This is a genomic window from Paenibacillus qinlingensis, assembly GCF_013204845.1.
GTDB lineage: Bacteria > Bacillota > Bacilli > Paenibacillales > NBRC-103111 > Paenibacillus_E > Paenibacillus_E qinlingensis.
This window is the reverse complement of sequence record NZ_JABMKY010000004.1, coordinates 39269-56798: the sequence shown is the minus strand read 5'-3', so window position 1 is coordinate 56798 and position 17530 is coordinate 39269. Positions and strand designations below refer to the sequence as shown.

The window sequence follows — 17530 nt, the reverse complement described above, 5'->3', positions numbered from 1 at the left end:
GGTACAAACCGATATTTCCATACACACATAAGTAAGATACTTATGATGCAAACCGATATTAAAGGCGAATTATTAATTAATGAGAGCAGTGAGCCTACTAGCACGGCGAGCGATATTTGTTTCCAATATGGCTTTATTCGAATCCGAAATAGCAACAAGGAGAATAAGAGCATGGGAACAAAATGAATGATGGCTAGTATCAATTTTACCCATGTGAACAATTGCGCTTTCCCTCATTTCTAAGCGACAAAATCATGCGATAAGCAACTTGACAATTTTTATGATTACAATTAAAAGTATACAAGATATTCGTACTTTTGCCTTCAATGTGGACTAAGTTGGCTGTTATAGCGTATAAGATGACAAAAGTTCAGCATTTGTCTAGAGAGGATTGGAGTGAGATCCGTACATGAAGCATGGCTTTACAGTCGCCATCGTAGAAGATAACTACTGGGTAGGTCAATTACTTGAAAACTATTGTCAGCAATGTGGATTACAGGTCATTTCGATTGTGTCGGACGGGGAACAATTTCTACGGGATTACGATAAGCTGCAACCTGATATACTTCTCATGGACATTGGGCTTGAAGGTAAAATGGATGGTATCAGCGTTGTGAAAGCCTTACGCCTTTCAGGGTACCAAATGAAGGTAGTTATGGTTAGTGGAACCACGAATACCGAACATATCTTGACCGCCTTTCATGAGCTTGATTCTGTCTACTTTCTTTCCAAACCTGTTTTGCTGCCGAAATTTCAAGCTGCCATTCGCAAAACGATTGCAGAAATTCAATTGGAGCGAAGCCGAATCACTGAAGAACCACAACCTGGTTCAGCAACGTGGATTACCGTTAAAAATCAAAAATCGCAGCTCCCTATCTCCGAAGATGCCATTCTCTTTGTGGAAAAGGAAGACAAGCGACTCTCCAGAATTCATCTGGTGAACGGTGCTCAAATGGAATCCAGTTCGAATTTATCGGACATTCTAGCTCAAAGCACGCCCCATATGTTCAGTCCCTTCAAGGGCTATCTAGTGAATCTGCGGCATGTTGTTTCGTTCGTGAAAGAAAGCGGGTTCCCCACTTCTCGGAGATTTGTCATTCATTTGAGGCACACCTCCGTTAAGATTCCCCTTAGCCGTGATTTGCAAAAGGAATTTGCAAAGCTGCTGCAGGAAGTCAAATAAAAAACCTCCAGCTATTCTCTGTCATTTGCTTCGAAATTAGCAAAAACCAGAAAATTAACGGGAGGTTTTCCAGACCCACCTCTAAGAATTCTTAGAGGTCTTTTTATTTTTCAGCTTGTCGCGGCGTGCGCTAAGCATTTTTAGTCGCTTCATTAGTTGCTCTTCCCATTCCTGATCCTCAATCGTTTTGGCGAATCCTAGCAGATCTAACGCCATATCAATTTGACAGCGAACAATATCGAGCGGTTCCTCACCTTCGTGATTTACACAATTGTCGTGTAACAGATGATCTTTGCCATCTACGTATTCAATAAAATCGACTTCAGCAGCGCCATCTCCATGGGCATATTCGGCGAGAATTTCATATTCGTTCTCCACCAAATAGTGAACCTCAATATGGTGACATACCGGGCAGAAGAGGATGGGCACATTGTGAATTTGTGTACGAATGTGCTTCAAAGTACCTTTTGTTCCAATCATACTGGCTCCACAGCAAAAACTCATGGGAATTCCCTCCTAATCGTCGAACCCGGATTTCTTTAATATATTCGTTACAAATGTGTGAAATTCCTTTTTCATAAGAGAGCTAGCTTATGTCAAATCATTCTAAATGTGTTTGAATAAGCATAATTATAGTAATGATCGATCCATTACGTGTTTTCCGAATTCTTAAGATGAAGGGGAGAGCGGCGTGAACATGATTCCGAGTGTTTCCAGACAGATAGCCTTTGTGCAGTATGACGATCAATCCTCCAGCATGACAGTTCAATATCATACCGGATTCAGAGCCTCCTACACCAATGTAAAACAAGATGAGTATCTCTTGATTTTCACGTCGGCGAACCGATATGATTCTCTCATGAGACTTACGGAGAGTAGGTACATGGAAGAAAACATTTCTACCAAGTAAGTCACAAGATTACCTTTACCCTCGGCCAATCATGATGAGCAACCGTAAGTGGTAAACAAGCAATCTCCCCCCTTTCTTATGGGGTGGAGATTTTTGGTTTATATGGCGCATATGCTACAATAAAACATAGGATTAACACATTTGTTCCTTCTTACAACATAAGCAAGCAGAAAAGGTGAGTCTGATCTCTACTCAAGCACGCCCCTTTGCCCTTGATCACGATACACTTTATTTACTGGCACAATCTCCTACCGTCCAGTTTATTTATTGGCAGCTTTCATGTAGTAAGCAGATGCTCCTTCAAGCGTATTTCGAGAAGGACTGGCGCTCTTTAACTCCTACACTACGGTTTCACGAAGTAGTCGATCCATCTCCCAGCACGTCTTTCAGCAAGCTACAGCAACCCGCAGATCGGGTCTTAGAGCTTTTGCTCCCTCCTGGTGACTCCTGCTTTCTCAGCGGGTTAGCCTCCGGCCAATCGTATTGCGCAAGACTTGGTATCCGGAATGAGCAAGGATATTTCCTTCCGCTTCTGCATTCCAATATCATTCAAATCCCAGCGATAAGCCTGCTTAGCGATCATCATCCAGTCGAAACTGTTCATCCTTTCATTTACCAGCCAAAGTCTCTTCTGTTACCGCAAGTAACGCCCGATGAACATTCGTATTTCTCGGCCTATTCGGTGTATGTCCCGAAGAACACTTACCTTGTAGATATGGAATCTGGAGGCGATACTGATTGAGCACTAACGTACAAGGCTATGTTGCTTTGCTCTTGCATGCCCATATCCCTTATGTTCGCCACAATGCATCTGAAATTACATTAGAAGAGCGCTGGTTTTTCGAAGCGGTTGTCGATACGTATCTGCCTCTCATTGACATGATGGAAAAGCTTATGGAAGATAAAGTGCCGTTCCGCCTTACGCTGTCGTTGTCTCCGCCCCTGCTTGCCATGCTAGAAGATTCCCGCATGCATCTGCGACTTCGCAAGCACCTCTCCTCGCTTTGTGAGTTGGGGCAGCGTGAAGTCATTCGTCTGTGGGGTGATGAAGCCTTCGGCCCGCTAGCTAAGCTGTACGCGGATCGGTATCACCGGCTCAGCCTCTTATACGATCGCCTCCATGGCGATCTCATTGCCAAGTTCCGCAGCCTCAGCTCCACAGGCTGCTTAGAATTAATTACTTGCGCAGCAACACATGCGTTTTTACCTCTGGTAAAGAACGATGGCACGCTGCGCGCGCAGCTCGAGTCGGCGGTCCAGGAATTTCGCCGGCATTTCGGAGTCGCGCCTGCAGGCATCTGGCTGCCAGAGTGCGGCTATTCGCCTGCGCTTGAGCCACACCTGCAAGCGTTAGATCTACGTTACTTCATCGTAGATACCCATGCGCACACCTTAGCCCGCCGCGATGGCGCTTCTGACACGGACATTGCAGGTCTGCCGCTGCGCACGCCAGGCGGCGCTTGTGCTTTCGCCCGGGATCCCGAGGCCGGAGCTCATGTCTGGAGCGCCGAGGTTGGGTACCCCGGCGACCCCGACTATCGCGAATATTATTGCGATATCGGGCATGACCTCGGCCACGAGGGCGGTGCCGAGTGGGCCTACTTGAAGCCCTATGTGCTGCCGGACGGCGCACGCATCAACACGGGCTTCAAGTACTACAGCGTCACCGGCGATGGTGACGCCAAAGTGCCCTACGACCCGGCGCGTGCCGCTCAGAAAGCTCAGCTCCATGCTGAGCATTTCATCGCTAGCCGGGTGGCGCAGGTGCACCGTCTCGCGGAGCGGCGCACTGTTACAGGCGCAGAGGCTGCGTCTGCGCCTCAAGAGCCCTATGTCATCGTATGCCCCTACGATGCCGAACTGCTTGGGCACTGGTGGTACGAAGGCCACCAGTGGCTTGAAGCCGTCCTGCGCGGCCTTGCCGCGCGCAGTGTTGAAAGCGTAGTCGTGCAGACGACTACGCTTGGCGGCTACGCCGCCGCCCATGCGCCGACCACGGTAGCAGAGCTGCCCGTGTCGAGCTGGGGCCGTGGCGGCTACGCCGAGGTCTGGCTGCAGCCGCGCAGCCAGTGGGTTACGCCGCGGCTGCATGCGGCGGAGGATCGCATGGTGCTGGCTGCGCAGAAGCACCAGGACCCGGCAGCGCTTAGCAGCGTGCAACTGCGGGCGCTGAATCAAGCCGCGCGGGAGCTGATGCTCGCGCAGAGCAGTGACTGGACGTTTATTCTAGATGCGGATACGGTCACCGCCTACGCGACGAAGCGCATCGAAACGCATTTATCCCAATTCCATAACCTTATGAATACATTAGACAAGACCGAATCTGACAAAGAGCTAGCCACGCTGGTTCACGCTTTGGAACGAAAGAGCCCTTTCTTACCCGAGCTTCATTATCGACTTTTTCAGCCATCTTCCTCTAAACATGCCCTTCTACGCGCATCATCCCGTGTAGATACCGTCATACCGTTAAACGAAGTTGCCGTTGCCTCGAACAAGGAGGCTACCCAACAGAGCCATCCGTCCAAGCTGCGCATCCTTATGCTCGCTTGGGAATACCCGCCACATGTCATTGGCGGTCTGGCGAGAGCAGTTTGCGATTTATCCAGAGGGCTTGCTGCCGATGGACATTCCGTTCATGTCATCACCTGTCAATCTCCAGGGTGTCTTCCTTATGAAGTTTCAGAGGGGGTCCATATTCATAGAGCGGAAGTCATCCCTACAACAGACTCCTTACACTTCCTAGACCGGGTATTCCAAATGAATATGGCATTTACCGATCTCATGTTGGGCATTATCCGGCAGGGCCTCGTATTCGATCTGGTGCATGCGCATGACTGGCTTGTTTACTACACAGCACATGTTGCCAAGCATCAAGTGCGCCTCCCGCTTCTAGTAACAATTCACGCTACGGAAACAGGACGTAATCTTGGAAAGCTCGAGTCACCGCTTCAAAAGCGGATTCATACCATAGAAGGTAAATTAACAGAAGCAGCCGATCATCTCATCGTTTGCAGTCTATCTATGGGGCAGGAAATTAAGGCGCTCTTTCATATTCCTATTCACCAAATAACCGTAATTCCAAACAGTGTGTCTTCCTTTCGTAAGCCGGATCCAGCGTTATTCACGATGAATCCACTGCTTGCTAACGCCATCTCTCCTAACGATGTGCCGCAGCGTGTTCTGGCTTTCCTAGGCCGTCTTGTTTATGAAAAAGGCGTAGACATTCTTTTGGCCGCGATGCCGCAAGTACTCACTGAATTCCCTGACGCCAAACTCGTCATCGCCGGAACAGGTCCTGAGCGAGATAGCTTAGAGGAACTTGCTCATAGCCTTGGAGATCGAGTAAGCTTCACTGGCTTTCTCGACGAGGCTGACAAACGATTGCTTTTACAAAGAGCAGAAATTTGTATTTTCCCAAGCCTCTACGAACCCTTCGGTTTAGTCGCATTGGAAGCGATGGCCAGCGGAACGCCACTCATCGTTTCAGATACGGGAGGCCTTGCCGAGATCGTCAACCACGGGGTTAACGGAAGTACATGTCCTCCAGGCGACAGAGATGCGTTAGCCGCACGAATCATTCAACTTATGGAACAACCGCAGTATGCATCTAAGCTTGCTGCTACCGCCTTACGTACCGTTCACAGTGAATATAACTCGAAGAAAATTGGATCTTTGACAACTCACGTTTACGAGGCAGTGATTTCGAATCTAGCTGCTTCAACCAGTCATTCCCCGCATCAAAAGGAAATAATCAAGTAATTTGGATATCCGTACCAAATGAAAGCGTGACCAGTAAGAATTTTCAGAATTTTTTCAAAGAATCATTGATTCCTTTGTCAGAATTAGGTAACCTATTGGCAAGACTTGTGCTCCATCGTTCAGTCCTCGTGGCCTGATCTGAATGCGCGATCAAACAAAAGAGTGGGGAAGTGATTGTATTGCCAAGACATCTGGTCATCGGAAATGGAAAATTCCTTATTAACCTCGATCAGCATTCCTACATGCGAGATCTGTACTATCCTTTCGTAGGCCAGCTTAACCATATTGGCGGTTATCAGTGCCGTGTTGGTGTATGGGTAGATGGCGACTTCGCATGGCTGAATGCTCCTGAGTGGCAATTCAAGCTTGCGTATGTGGAGGATTCCCTCGTCACAGAAGTGACAGCTACACATCCCGGCCTCGGTGTTACTCTGCTTATGAATGACGGTGTTCACCAGCGTGAGGATATTTATTTGAAACGAATTCATATTACCAATCACACGAATACGGTTCGTGAAGTACGCATGTTCTTCAACCAAGATCTGCTCATTAATGAGACAGAGGTTGGCGATACAGCCGCTTACTATCCTTCTACGAATACCGTCTTTCATTATAAAAAGGATCGTTACTTCATGTTTAACGGAAGTACGGGCACGGAAGGAATATTTCAATATTCGACCGGTGTCAAAAGGTTCTATAACGCCGAAGGCACATGGCGGGATGCTGAAGACGGCCATCTGATGGGCAATGCCATTGCCCAAGGGTCAGTCGATAGTACGATCTCTTTCCGACTGTTCGTCCCACCTAACGGAAATCAAACGCTCTACTACTGGATGGGCGCAGGCAAGAATCTGGAGGAAGTTAAGAAGCTTGACTCCTATGTCAAAGACAGCCACCCAGGCAAGCTGCTGGACCGTGTGACGGTGTACTGGCAGCGTTGGGCGAACAAAATCGATCGCGACTACTTCGATCTCACACCCGAAGTGCAACGCCTCTTCAAACAAAGCCTGTTGCTCGTCCGCACACAAACCGATGTGAACGGGGCAATTATTGCCGCGAATGATTCTGACATCATGCAGAGCAACCGAGATCATTACAGCTACATGTGGCCGCGTGATGGTGCGTTAATCGCTTATTCCATGTCCATGGCTGGCTACCAAGGCATGATTATTCCGTTCTTTAATTTCTGTGCGAATGTGCTGTCACCAGAAGGTTACTTGCATCACAAGTACAATCCGGACGGTACTGTAGGCTCCAGCTGGCATCCCTACATTCATTCCGGGCGCGTACAGCTTCCAATTCAGGAAGACGAAACGGCGCTTGTCTTATTTGCTCTTTGGCAGGATTTCCAGAAAAATGGAAGCTTGGAATTTGCTCAATCTTTGTACCGCAATCTCATTCGCAGAGCGGCGAGATTCATGTCCACTTACATTGATCAAGAACTGAACCTACCGAAGCCAAGCTACGATCTATGGGAAGAACGCTACGGGATCTATACCTTCACGGCATCTGCTGTGTACGGGGGATTGATTGCTGCTTCGAACTTCAGCAACTTGTTTGGAGATGAGGAGCGCAGCAATCGCTACAAGCATACCGCAGAGAAAATTAAATCCGGTATCCTGAAGCATCTGTGGGACGAAGGTGAGCAACGATTCGTTCGCGGTTTGTATATGGAAGACGGCCAGTGGGTTAAGGATATGACGTTGGAAAGCTCCGTGTACGGTATCTTTGAATTTGGCGTACTGCCTGCTGACGACCCACGTGTCGTAAGTACGATGTTAGCTAACAAAGAAGGTCTCATGATCAAAACCGAAGTCGGTGGCTCCGCCCGTTATCATCATGATTATTACTTCCAACGCTCCACCGATATTGAGAAAGTGCCGGGCAATCCTTGGATCATTTGTACCCTCTGGATCGCAGAATGGGAAATCGAGTATGCCAAAACGGTTGCCGACCTTGAGGCTCCGCGCAAAACGCTCGAGTGGGTCGTCAAACATGCCATGGAAAGCGGCGTGTTGTCCGAGCAATTGGATCCTTTCTCTGGCGAGCCGGTGTCTGTTGCTCCACTTACTTGGTCGCATGCGACCTACGTGCTCACTGTTGTTAAGTATCTCAACAAATATAAGCAACTCGCGAAATAGGCAAGTCAAACCGTTCTCCTTGGAGGACGGTTTTTTCGTTAGATGATGTCTATTCTTATTGGAATATTTTATGGTACGATAGTTTGTAGACAAGTAGTCTGGACGCATTCATCTTCTGTAGGAGGTATATTCATGGGTAGTATTGTCGCGCTTATCGTATTTGCTCCTGTTATTCTGTTCATTGTGCTTGGTATACTTCCCGGTTCTCGCAAAAAAAATCGCCGCAAAGGCCGACATGATAATTCCGACTCTAGTGGATACGCCGCCTATGATACCATGGACTTCTCTTCTCACAAGGGTCATCATAATCACCATAACCACCACCATCACGGTGGGCATAATGACCATGGTAATCATGGCGATTCCCATGATAGCGGCGGGGATAGCGGCGGAGGAGATTCTGGCGGTGGCGATGGGGGTGGGGGTGGCGACTAATCAGTCACCCAATAGGACTCGGAATAACCAGCCTTTCTCATACGGTGACTCATAAAGCATTCCCGTTGCTCGCTCGATTAGTATGTTCACAGCGATCACTTCACCCGTTACAGGAGCAAATAAATCGTGCTCATCTACCGCTGTTTCGAGGGAACTCATGAATGCACCTTTCGTTAATTGCACACCTTTTTCCGGTAGTTCGACGTACAGAATCATGCCCCATTTTTCTAATGCATGCTCGGTAAGCCCGATTACCGCCTCATTGCCTTCTTGACGTATCCAAAACAACTCTTCTGTTATAACATCCATGACACGATCTCCTTAGAAAGAAAGACCCCTCCGCCCGCATTCGCATGCTAACCGAGGGGCCTTCCTATGTAGTTAAAACTTATTTAACAACCAAGTTTTTGTCGCCTGGTTTCCAGTTCATTGGGCACAATCCGCCGGATTGAAGCGCTTGAAGCACACGAAGTGTTTCATCTACGCTGCGACCTACGTCGTTGTGGTTAACAACTTCGTATTTCAATTCGCCTTCTGGATCGATGATGAATAGACCGCGAAGTGCGATACCTTCTTCTTCGATTAGAACGCCGTAGTCACGTGCTACGGATTTTGTAATGTCAGCAGCAAGTGGGAATGCCAATTTGCCAAGACCATTATCGTTAATCGGTGTGTTGATCCATGCTTTGTGCGTGTGGATGCTGTCGATGGAAACACCAAGAATTTCAGTGTCCAATGCTTTGAATTGATCAGCAGCATAGCTAATTGCTGTGATTTCTGTTGGGCATACGAATGTGAAATCCAATGGGTAGAAGAAAAGAACTAACCATTTTCCTTTGTAATCAGACAAAGATGCTTTACCAAATCCTGTACCGTCACCTGTAGCTGTCTCCATTGTAAAATCAGGAGCTTGTTTACCAACTAAACGTTCTGCCATGGGTATAATTCCTCCTCAAAATCTATCTAAATTCTATATTATCCGTATAAAATGGTATCATCCCCCTACCTGAAAGTCAATAATTAGATCGTATACTAGATAATAATTATTTTAATTCATGGAGGCTTAACGGTTGTGAACGCATTCATTCCTTTACATACGTTTTTAGATCTTTTGCTCCCTCTCACAGAGGACCAAAAGATGCGTTTCTCTAGCTTATTTACGGCCACGACGCTAACCAAAGGCGAACATTTGCTTCGAGCTGGCGATTCACTTTCTTATTTATATTTCTGCCTATCAGGCTGTTTTCGCCTTTATTACAGTACCTATGATGGTAAGGAACGCATCAAGTCCTTTTGCGCAGCCAATGACTTCATCACTTCCTATACCGCCTTGCTGACAGGCGAACCTGCCCAGTTCTCTATTCAAGCGCTACAGCCCGCCAAGCTGCTACGACTTTCCTACCTTGATCTATTAGCTCTTACCGCCGAAGATCCGATTTGGGAACGTTTAACGAGACGGATGGTTGAAGGTTTGTACATGAAAAAGGAAAGACGCGAGATGCAGCTGCTCACCTTATCCGCAGAGGATCGCTATCGCTGCTTCTTAGAGGAGTTTGGTACATTGGACAAGGATATTCCCCAGTACTATATCGCTTCCTATCTAGGCATTACTCCAGTCGCTCTTAGTCGGATACGCGCACAGTGGCGTAATATACGACCAAGTTCAGATTCGATTAACCTAAGTTAATGAGATTCGCTACAGACTCCTTTATGCTGAATGATATCTTCATTCGAAAGGACGTAGCTCAAATGAAACTAACCGGTCATTGTATACTCATTACAGGAGGTTCTGCAGGTATCGGCTTCTCGCTCGCCAAACGCCTCGTGGAAAAGGGCAATAAAGTAATTATTGCCAGCAGCAACGTCAATCGCTTAGACCAAGCCTTGCAAGCTTGCCCTGCACTTATTGCCTATCCTTGTAATTTGGAAAATCCAGCGGAGATCAATGAATTTACGCGGACAATTTTGCTTGCACACCCAGATCTGAATATTCTCATCAACAACGCCGGTATTCAATTCAACTATAATTTCCTTCAAGATCCCGATACCTCGAGCAAAATCAATCGTGAAATCCAGATTAATCTGACGTCTATGATTCAGTTATGCAGCAATCTTTTAGCGCACCTTACCACGAAGCCCAATGCCGCTATCGTCAATGTGTCCTCTGGACTTGGCCTTGTTCCCAAGAAATCGGCCCCCGTATACTGTGCGACCAAAGCTGCTGTCCATCTCTTCACGAAGGGGCTGCGCTATCAATTGGAATCAACGAATGTTAAGGTATTCGAAATTATTCCACCACTCGTTAGCACCGAAATGACGGCAGGGCGGGGCAAAGGTAAAATTTCACCTGAACAGCTCGCCCACGAATTCGTACAGGGCTTTGAGCGTGACCGCTACGAGATTCTGATTGGCAAAATAAAGCTGCTGCGCATGATCCAGCGGATCTCCCCATCCCTAGCAGATAAACTTCTGAAGCATAGTTAATTGATTATCCCCACTCATCTTGCTATGAAAAAAGCCCGCATTCCCGAAGCCAATCTGCTTCGAAAGTGCGAGCTTATTTGTATGATTATTTGCGCATTGCGTCAACAATCAATTGACCCATTGCCAGCGTACCGATCGCTGTGCTCTTATCCACTGCGATGTCGCCTGTACGGTGACCAGCGTCTAAGACTTCTTTCACTGCGCGCTCGATGGAATCCGCTGCTTCGTGGTAACCGAAAGTCAAACGGAACATCAAGGCAACGGAAAGGATTGTTGCGATTGGGTTGGAGATACCTTGACCTGCGATATCAGGTGCAGAACCGTGTACCGGCTCGTACAAACCGAATGCGCCTTCGCCAAGGGAAGCGGATGCTAGCATCCCGATAGAGCCTGTAAGCATTGCTGCTTCGTCGCTCAAGATGTCGCCGAACATATTCTCTGTTACGATAACATCGAAGGAGGACGGACGGCGAAGCAATTGCATCGCACAGTTATCAACCAATACGTGCTCAAGCTCAACATCTGGGTAGTCAGCCGCGATGCGGTTAACCGTTTCACGCCATAGGCGGGATGTTTCAAGAACGTTTGCTTTGTCAACGGAAGCAAGCTTCTTACGACGTGTTTGCGCAATTTCAAACGCTTGACGCGCGATACGCTCGATTTCAGTAACGTTATATGCACAAGTGTCAACCGCTTCTTGACCGTTAGCTGTTTCACGACGGAATTTCTCACCGAAGTAAATACCGCCAGTCAACTCACGAACAACGATCAAATCTGTGCCTTCAAGAACTTCTGGTTTCAATGTGGAAGCTTCTTTCAAGCAATCGAAAATGAATGCAGGGCGGATGTTGGAGAACAAGCCAAGCGCTTTACGAATACCTAGAAGACCTGTTTCAGGGCGAAGTTCTTTGGAGTTGTTGTCCCATTTCGGACCACCAACTGCTCCAAGAAGTACAGCATCTGCGGATTGACAAACTTTCAATGTTTCTTCCGGAAGTGGTGTACCTTTCTCATCGATTGCAATACCGCCGAAAAGCGCGTGTTCCGTTTCAAATTGATAGCCGAATAATTCTTCGGTACGTTTCAATACTTTTTCTGCTTCTGCAACGACTTCTGGACCAATACCGTCCCCAGCGATTACCGCAATTTTTTTAACATCAGCCATGACAATCATTCACTCCTTATTTTAGCAAACCTAGTTTGTTAGCATTCCTATCGTTATATCCTGACCTCATTGTACCATAAGATAACACGCTACTTTAGATATAAAAGCTATCGCTTTGATAGTTTATTCCTATAAACATGCATGAAAAATCTCCCCCCTCGTTTTTGACAAAAAAGGATTCACGTTTTAGCTTGGTTTGATGAGCATGAAAATGAATACAATGACACCTACCGTAGATCGCCGCATACCATAAATCTTATGTAATTTCATCCATTGCTATTGTTATCTCCAGCTGTCAGCAAAGGTTCGTACATCATAATCGCATGGTTATCCGTCACCCATTCATCCCTTATGAGCTGACCTTCTCGATTCTTCACCCTTCGGTGAATTTCATTATGCCGCACATAACCACCCCAGTATTCTCGTGTGATTCTGTGGCTCTTCTCATAAATTTCGTAGCTATGTAAATTGGGACTACTCGCACGCCATTCACCAACTAAATGGGTATCCGAAACATGGATCGTCAACTGATACGGTTCTAGTGTCTCGTTCCGAATTTGCAAATCCAAATAATTATAATAACACGTTGCCCCGCTCCCAAATGGCTGAGATCTCCCCGCATCTGGAAATACATCATAGCTGTGACGATACCTTTCCGTTACCGTAAGCGGTGTATGCAGCGTCATCCAATAGATCAAATTCGAAAGCTGGCACAAACCGCCTCCAACCCCCGTCTTCACCTTTCCGTGAAAAAGCACCATGCCATCAACATACCCTTTTCTACGGGTTGTGCTGCCAATTAAACGCCAATAGGAAAAAGTCTCACCAGGCTGGATAATCACGCCATTCAACTGCTTTGCAGCCATATTCAAATTAATCACTTTGTTATGCTGAAGCCACATATCCACATCTTTCAACTGTCTTAGAAGCGGTGTACGGTGCGTGAAAGCCAGTTGAGGGAGCCTGTCACTCTGTTTATGGGAGGCATATCTTTTGCCATCAAATAACCAGGCACAGTATCGTTTCAAACGATACGCCTTGATCCCTAGATAAATCCTAGCGCGACTGCGGTGGATCGGTTTTAAGGGTTTACTCATACGGTAAGCCTCCATTCTCACAACCTATTTCCATCTTAATTTCAAAATAATTCCAAGTCAACGGACCCAAAATCCTTCTGTAGCTTGATCACTCCGATGTACCTGTGTTAAAGTGTTAAAAAATGGTAGTGAAGCACACGCCGCTTTTCTAGTTCAGCCTTTGCTGATGCTAGGGAGCGGCTTGTTTATTTTCTGAAAAAGGGGCGAGATTGGATTTTGTCAGTTTTCGATACATCATATGAAGCATTCATGCAGGAACATGCTAGGAAACGTAAGGGGGAACGCTTGCGAAGATTACTAGATGGGCATGGGCATGCCGAGCGATTATTCCTCAAACAAGTATGGTGGAGAGCATTAGGCGAATTTCTACATTTGCATCCAGAGTTTGAGGTCAAGGATTTCCGCGATGGCACTCGTTATATCGATTTTGCCTACATTCGACAAGGGCTGAAACTTGCTATCGAAATTGATGGGTACGCCACACATGCCGGCGAGATCAGCCGCACACAATTCTCGGATGGGCTTATCCGTCAAAACCATTTAATGATCGATGGATGGAAAGTTTTGCGCTTTTCCTATGATGATGTGAAGAATCGCCCTCGTATGTGCGAGCAAATTATCCTGCAATTTATTGGAAAATATTTCAGCGAACAACACGGGGAACAAAAACACTACGGAGAGCTACGTATCATTGAACAAACAATTTGTCTACTTGCCCTCTCACATGGAAAAGCGATCACTCCTCGTCATGTATCTGAACATTTTAAATTCGGAATTAAAAAGTCAAGGAACCTCCTCCACCAGATGAAAGAGAAACAGCTTCTCATCCCCTCGGTTGAAGGACAGCAACGGATAAGAGGCTATCGATTGCATCCGAGTGTTGCTACTCAGATGGTTAGGTGAGTAGTGACTGTACCCGGCGTGCTATAATTTAAGGCCCATTTCGGGCCTTATCCGCGCCAATCGGCGCCGCAGTCACTGCAATTGCGCCCAAAAAAGGCGCTATTGCCTCCTTTACCTCCCGGCGTATCCGGCGTGCTATACTTCAAGGCCCATTTCGGGCCTTATCCGCGCCCATCGGCGCCGCAGCCGCTGCAATAGCGCCCAAAAAAGGCGCTATTGCCTCCTTTCCCTCCCGGCGTAACAGGAGCGCTGTACTTTAAGGCCCATTTCGGGCCTTATCCGCGCCCATCGGCGCCGCAGTCACTGCAATAGCGCCCAAAAAAGGCGCTATTGCCTCCTTTCCCTCCCGGCGTAACCGGAGCGCTGTACTTTAAGGCTCAATTCTGGCCTTATCCGCGCCCATCGGCGCCGCAGCCGCTGTGCTGCGCGCCACAAAAAAACACCCAAAGCCAACGGCTTTGGGTGCTGTACCTCTTTTATGCATTTTGCAAATATGATTCCATTGCCTTTGCGAGCTTTTTCATGCCCAGAACAGTAGTTTCTTTATCGGTGTGCGTGTAGTTCAGGCGCATGGTGTTGTACTGTGGACTCTCCGCGTAGAACGTAGCACCGGGAACAAAGGCAACGCCTTCTTTGACCGCGATTTTCAACAAATCCGCTGCGTTAATTTGCTCAGGAAGCTCAACCCAAATGAACATACCGCCCTTTGGTTCTTCCCATTTCAGACCAGGCCAGTTCAACTCTTTGAGCAGTCCTGACATGAACTTCATCCGATCCAAATACTGTTCACGGATCAAAGAAATATGCGCGTCCAGATCAAAATGCTCAAGCAAATGATACAGCGTTTGCTGATCAATCGTGCTGGAATGCAGATCCGCGGATTGCTTGAAGCGTGCAACTTGACGAATCAACGACTCGTCCCCCATCACCCAACCTGTACGGAATGCAGGAGCTACGGTTTTGGAGAAGGTGCTCGTGTAAACGACGTTACCACCCTCAGCTTTGCCACCAAGCGAGTAAACAGTTGGGTAGCTTTCGCTCTCGTCAAACTGGATTTCCCCATACGGGTCATCTTCCAGAATCAACACGTCGGCACCGCGGCAAATATCCAGCAAGCCTTGACGACGTTCCAAGCTCCATGCACGCCCTGCAGGGTTCGAGAAGGTTGGAATGACGTAAACCATTTTCGGATTATGCTTCGCAATTTTGGCCGACAAATCATCAAGAATCATGCCATCGCTATCGCTGTCAACGGAATAGATCTTCGCGCCTTTGGCTTGGAACACTTGAATCGCAGCCAAATATGTCGGACTTTCAACGAGAATGACATCGCCTTCATCAATATATACACGTGTCAAAAGGTCAATCGCTTGCTGCGACCCTGTCGTCAACAGCATCTCGTCTGGTGTAACCAGCATGTTCTTCGCTGCCATTCGCTTACACAAGGACTCTCGCAAAGGCTTGTAGCCCTCTGTTAACCCGTATTGCAACGCAGACTTCCCGCCACCAACAACTCTTGTGAACGCTTCGCTAACCGCGTCTAATGGGAAAAACTCTTCAGCAGGCAATCCGCCAGCAAAGGAAATAATCGAGCTCCCTTGAGTTAGCTTAAGAATTTCTCTTACAGCTGACGATGAGAAGCCTTCCAACGATTTAGAAAATCGATATTTCATACAGGGACGCATCCTTTCGCATTTGTAGAAAGCACCCCTCCTCGAATCGTGGAGGTGAGGTGCTTATCCGGGTTGCCATGTAAGCTAAGAGATTATATTAACGTAACGTTGCTTCTGTTACTTGTTGGGTTTTTGCGTTTCTCAATCAGTCTGTTCACAGCGTCTAGGTAAGCCTTCGCGCTAGCTTCCAGAATATCCGTCGAAATACCGCGCCCTTGAACGGAAATGGTGTCTTGTTTCAGAACCACGTGAACTTCACCAAGCGCATCTTTCCCGTGAGAAACGGATTTGATGGAATAGTCGTCAAGCTCCACGTTTTCCTTCGTCGCTTTATCGATCGCGTTGTAAATTGCGTCAACCGAACCGTTTCCTACCGCGCTTTCAGCCACTTCGCTGCCATCTTGGAAGCGAACATGAACGGTTGCGGTTGGTGTCATTTGGTTGCCGTAAGCTACTTGAAGCGTGCCTAAAGCGAAAATTTCCGGCGTCTCGATCAATTTTTCTTCGATCAAAGCACGAATATCTTCATCTTCTACCTGCTTCTTGCGATCTGCCAAATCCTTGAACTTGGCAAAAGCCACGTTCACTTGCTCGTCGCCGAGCTCGTAGCCTAGATCAATGAGCTTCTCACGGAACGCATGGCGTCCGGAATGTTTGCCCATCACGAGCTTACTTTCCTTCACGCCGATAGTTTCAGGAGACATAATCTCGTAGGTCGTTTTCTCTTTGAGCATGCCATCCTGATGGATGCCGGACTCATGCGCGAAGGCGTTAGCGCCAACAATCGCCTTGTTGCCTGGAACCACCATGCCCGTCAGCTTGCTGACTAGTCGGCTGGTGCGGTAGATCTCGTTCAACACAAGCGATGTTTTCGCTTGGTAGAAGTCTTGGCGTGTTTCCAGCGCCATGACGACTTCCTCGATCGAGGTGTTCCCTGCTCGCTCGCCAATCCCATTGATCGTGCCTTCGATTTGATCGGCACCGTTCAGAACAGCAGCGAGCGCGTTCGCAGTTGCCATGCCTAAGTCGTCATGACAGTGCGCGCTCAATTGAATTTTCTCAATGCCTGGAACAGTTTCTTTCAGCATTTTGAAAATATTACCATAGTCATATGGTGTCATATATCCGACCGTATCTGGAATATTCACGACAGAAGCGCCAGCGCGAATCGCCATGCTTGTTACTTCAGCGATAAAGTCCAGCTCCGTACGTCCAGCATCCTCGAGTGAGAACTCAATTTTGCTGAAATACTTCTTCGCATATTTAATCGCTGCTTCAGCCGTTTCCAGCACTTGGTGCTTCTCCATCCGCAGCTTATGCTGACGGTGAATTGGAGACGTAGCAAGGAAGAGATGGATGCATGGATCTTGTGCACCTTGAAGGGCTTCACGCACAGCCTCGATATCATTCTCTCTCGCACGGGACAAGCCGATAACAGAAGCGTTCTTAATCGCTCTAGCGACCGCATTCACACCAGCCAAGTCCCCTGGGGATGCCGCAGGAAAACCAGCCTCCATACGATCTACACCAAGCTTCTCCAGCTGCAAGGCAATCTCAACCTTCTCTTGTGTGTTCAAGTTCACACCTGGTGACTGCTCGCCATCACGAAGGGTTGTATCAAAAATGTAAATTTTACGCACCATGTCACCTCCTAAGAGTTTTCTTTAGAAAACCTACTTCGTAAGCTCTTGCTAAAGATATTTTTTCCATGTCGTTATAGTATTCACAGGGAGCAATTGGGAAATTCTCCTCAATCACTCCCTGTGGAATGTACAGCCTA

General features: G+C 47.5%; 16 protein-coding genes and 1 pseudogene. 10 read left to right on the top strand and 7 right to left on the bottom strand.

Features of this window, described 5'->3' with window-relative positions:
• The first annotated feature begins 409 nt into the window (after nt 1–409).
• Nucleotides 410–1183 carry a LytR/AlgR family response regulator transcription factor gene (locus HQN88_RS09935; protein ID WP_173110596.1) on the top strand — a complete coding sequence of 258 codons (774 nt, stop codon included), beginning with the start codon at nt 410–412 and terminating at the stop codon, nt 1181–1183.
• Nucleotides 1184–1264: 81 nt separating this feature from the next.
• On the opposite strand, the gene HQN88_RS09930 is transcribed toward HQN88_RS09935, so the two are convergent.
• Nucleotides 1265–1687: a hypothetical protein gene (locus tag HQN88_RS09930; protein WP_068666390.1), complete on the bottom strand. Its 423-nt coding sequence runs from the start codon at nt 1685–1687 to the stop codon at nt 1265–1267.
• Between the two features lie 193 nt (nt 1688–1880).
• Here HQN88_RS09930 and HQN88_RS09925 point away from each other — a divergent pair, with 193 nt between their 5' ends.
• From HQN88_RS09925 to HQN88_RS09905, 6 genes and pseudogenes are all read left to right on the top strand, one after another.
• Nucleotides 1881–2093: a KTSC domain-containing protein gene (locus HQN88_RS09925; RefSeq protein WP_056609144.1), complete on the top strand. Its 213-nt coding sequence runs from the start codon at nt 1881–1883 to the stop codon at nt 2091–2093.
• A gap of 175 nt (nt 2094–2268) precedes the next feature.
• Entirely contained in the window at nt 2269–2835 is a 567-nt protein-coding gene (locus HQN88_RS09920; protein ID WP_173110594.1) for a DUF4912 domain-containing protein, read from the top strand.
• Nucleotides 2832–3620, top strand: a pseudogene (locus HQN88_RS38605) (1,4-alpha-glucan branching protein domain-containing protein); the annotation flags it as partial. The gene HQN88_RS09920 and the pseudogene HQN88_RS38605, both read left to right, overlap by 4 nt.
• Nucleotides 3621–3695: 75 nt before the next feature.
• Nucleotides 3696–5852 (top strand): 1,4-alpha-glucan branching protein domain-containing protein, encoded by a 2157-nt coding sequence (locus tag HQN88_RS09915; RefSeq protein ID WP_337995157.1) that lies wholly within the window; start codon nt 3696–3698, stop codon nt 5850–5852.
• 179 nt (nt 5853–6031) lie between these two features.
• Entirely contained in the window at nt 6032–7993 is a 1962-nt protein-coding gene (locus HQN88_RS09910) for a glycoside hydrolase family 15 protein (RefSeq protein ID WP_173110590.1), read from the top strand.
• Between the two features lie 132 nt (nt 7994–8125).
• Entirely contained in the window at nt 8126–8428 is a 303-nt protein-coding gene (locus HQN88_RS09905; RefSeq protein WP_173110516.1) for a hypothetical protein, read from the top strand.
• On the opposite strand, the gene HQN88_RS09900 is transcribed toward HQN88_RS09905, so the two are convergent.
• Both HQN88_RS09900 and HQN88_RS09895 read right to left on the bottom strand, forming a co-directional pair.
• Nucleotides 8429–8737, bottom strand: a complete 309-nt coding sequence (locus tag HQN88_RS09900; RefSeq protein ID WP_173110588.1) for a glycine cleavage system protein H — start codon at nt 8735–8737, stop codon at nt 8429–8431.
• Between the two features lie 79 nt (nt 8738–8816).
• Complete coding sequence (locus tag HQN88_RS09895) at nt 8817–9365, bottom strand: peroxiredoxin (RefSeq protein ID WP_173110586.1); 549 nt, start codon at nt 9363–9365, stop codon at nt 8817–8819.
• A 135-nt stretch (nt 9366–9500) separates the two neighbouring features.
• On the opposite strand from HQN88_RS09895, the gene HQN88_RS09890 reads away from it, so the two are divergent.
• Both HQN88_RS09890 and HQN88_RS09885 read left to right on the top strand, forming a co-directional pair.
• The gene (locus HQN88_RS09890) at nt 9501–10115 is read left to right on the top strand and encodes a Crp/Fnr family transcriptional regulator (protein ID WP_173110584.1); all 615 of its coding nucleotides are present in this window, start codon (nt 9501–9503) and stop codon (nt 10113–10115) included.
• A gap of 62 nt (nt 10116–10177) precedes the next feature.
• Nucleotides 10178–10912 (top strand): SDR family oxidoreductase, encoded by a 735-nt coding sequence (locus HQN88_RS09885; RefSeq protein ID WP_173110582.1) that lies wholly within the window; start codon nt 10178–10180, stop codon nt 10910–10912.
• 85 nt (nt 10913–10997) lie between these two features.
• Here HQN88_RS09885 and leuB read toward each other — a convergent pair whose 3' ends face one another.
• Both leuB and HQN88_RS09875 read right to left on the bottom strand, forming a co-directional pair.
• Complete coding sequence (gene leuB / locus HQN88_RS09880; RefSeq protein WP_028554011.1) at nt 10998–12077, bottom strand: 3-isopropylmalate dehydrogenase; 1080 nt, start codon at nt 12075–12077, stop codon at nt 10998–11000.
• A 266-nt stretch (nt 12078–12343) separates the two neighbouring features.
• Nucleotides 12344–13174 carry a VanW family protein gene (locus tag HQN88_RS09875; protein WP_246320154.1) on the bottom strand — a complete coding sequence of 277 codons (831 nt, stop codon included), beginning with the start codon at nt 13172–13174 and terminating at the stop codon, nt 12344–12346.
• Between the two features lie 285 nt (nt 13175–13459).
• Between HQN88_RS09875 and HQN88_RS09870 the strand changes: the two genes are divergently transcribed.
• The gene (locus HQN88_RS09870) at nt 13460–14077 is read left to right on the top strand and encodes a DUF559 domain-containing protein (RefSeq protein WP_246320153.1); all 618 of its coding nucleotides are present in this window, start codon (nt 13460–13462) and stop codon (nt 14075–14077) included.
• 476 nt (nt 14078–14553) lie between these two features.
• Here the strand turns inward: HQN88_RS09870 and HQN88_RS09865 are convergent, their stop codons facing one another.
• Nucleotides 14554–15750, bottom strand: a complete 1197-nt coding sequence (locus tag HQN88_RS09865; RefSeq protein ID WP_173110578.1) for an aminotransferase-like domain-containing protein — start codon at nt 15748–15750, stop codon at nt 14554–14556.
• Nucleotides 15751–15842: 92 nt separating this feature from the next.
• Nucleotides 15843–17390 carry a 2-isopropylmalate synthase gene (locus HQN88_RS09860; RefSeq protein WP_173111546.1) on the bottom strand — a complete coding sequence of 516 codons (1548 nt, stop codon included), beginning with the start codon at nt 17388–17390 and terminating at the stop codon, nt 15843–15845.
• Nucleotides 17391–17530 lie beyond the last annotated feature (140 nt).

Coding starts and splice junctions, on each gene's coding strand:
- HQN88_RS09905 (WP_173110516.1), top strand. CDS start 8,126: ATGGGTAGTATTGTCGCGCTTATCGTATTTGCTCCTGTTATTCTGTTC.
- HQN88_RS09865 (WP_173110578.1), bottom strand. CDS start 15,750: ATGAAATATCGATTTTCTAAATCGTTGGAAGGCTTCTCATCGTCAGCT.
- HQN88_RS09885 (WP_173110582.1), top strand. CDS start 10,178: ATGAAACTAACCGGTCATTGTATACTCATTACAGGAGGTTCTGCAGGT.
- leuB (WP_028554011.1), bottom strand. CDS start 12,077: ATGGCTGATGTTAAAAAAATTGCGGTAATCGCTGGGGACGGTATTGGT.
- HQN88_RS09930 (WP_068666390.1), bottom strand. CDS start 1,687: ATGAGTTTTTGCTGTGGAGCCAGTATGATTGGAACAAAAGGTACTTTG.
- HQN88_RS09895 (WP_173110586.1), bottom strand. CDS start 9,365: ATGGCAGAACGTTTAGTTGGTAAACAAGCTCCTGATTTTACAATGGAG.
- HQN88_RS09875 (WP_246320154.1), bottom strand. CDS start 13,174: ATGAGTAAACCCTTAAAACCGATCCACCGCAGTCGCGCTAGGATTTAT.
- HQN88_RS09925 (WP_056609144.1), top strand. CDS start 1,881: ATGATTCCGAGTGTTTCCAGACAGATAGCCTTTGTGCAGTATGACGAT.
- HQN88_RS09900 (WP_173110588.1), bottom strand. CDS start 8,737: ATGGATGTTATAACAGAAGAGTTGTTTTGGATACGTCAAGAAGGCAAT.
- HQN88_RS09935 (WP_173110596.1), top strand. CDS start 410: ATGAAGCATGGCTTTACAGTCGCCATCGTAGAAGATAACTACTGGGTA.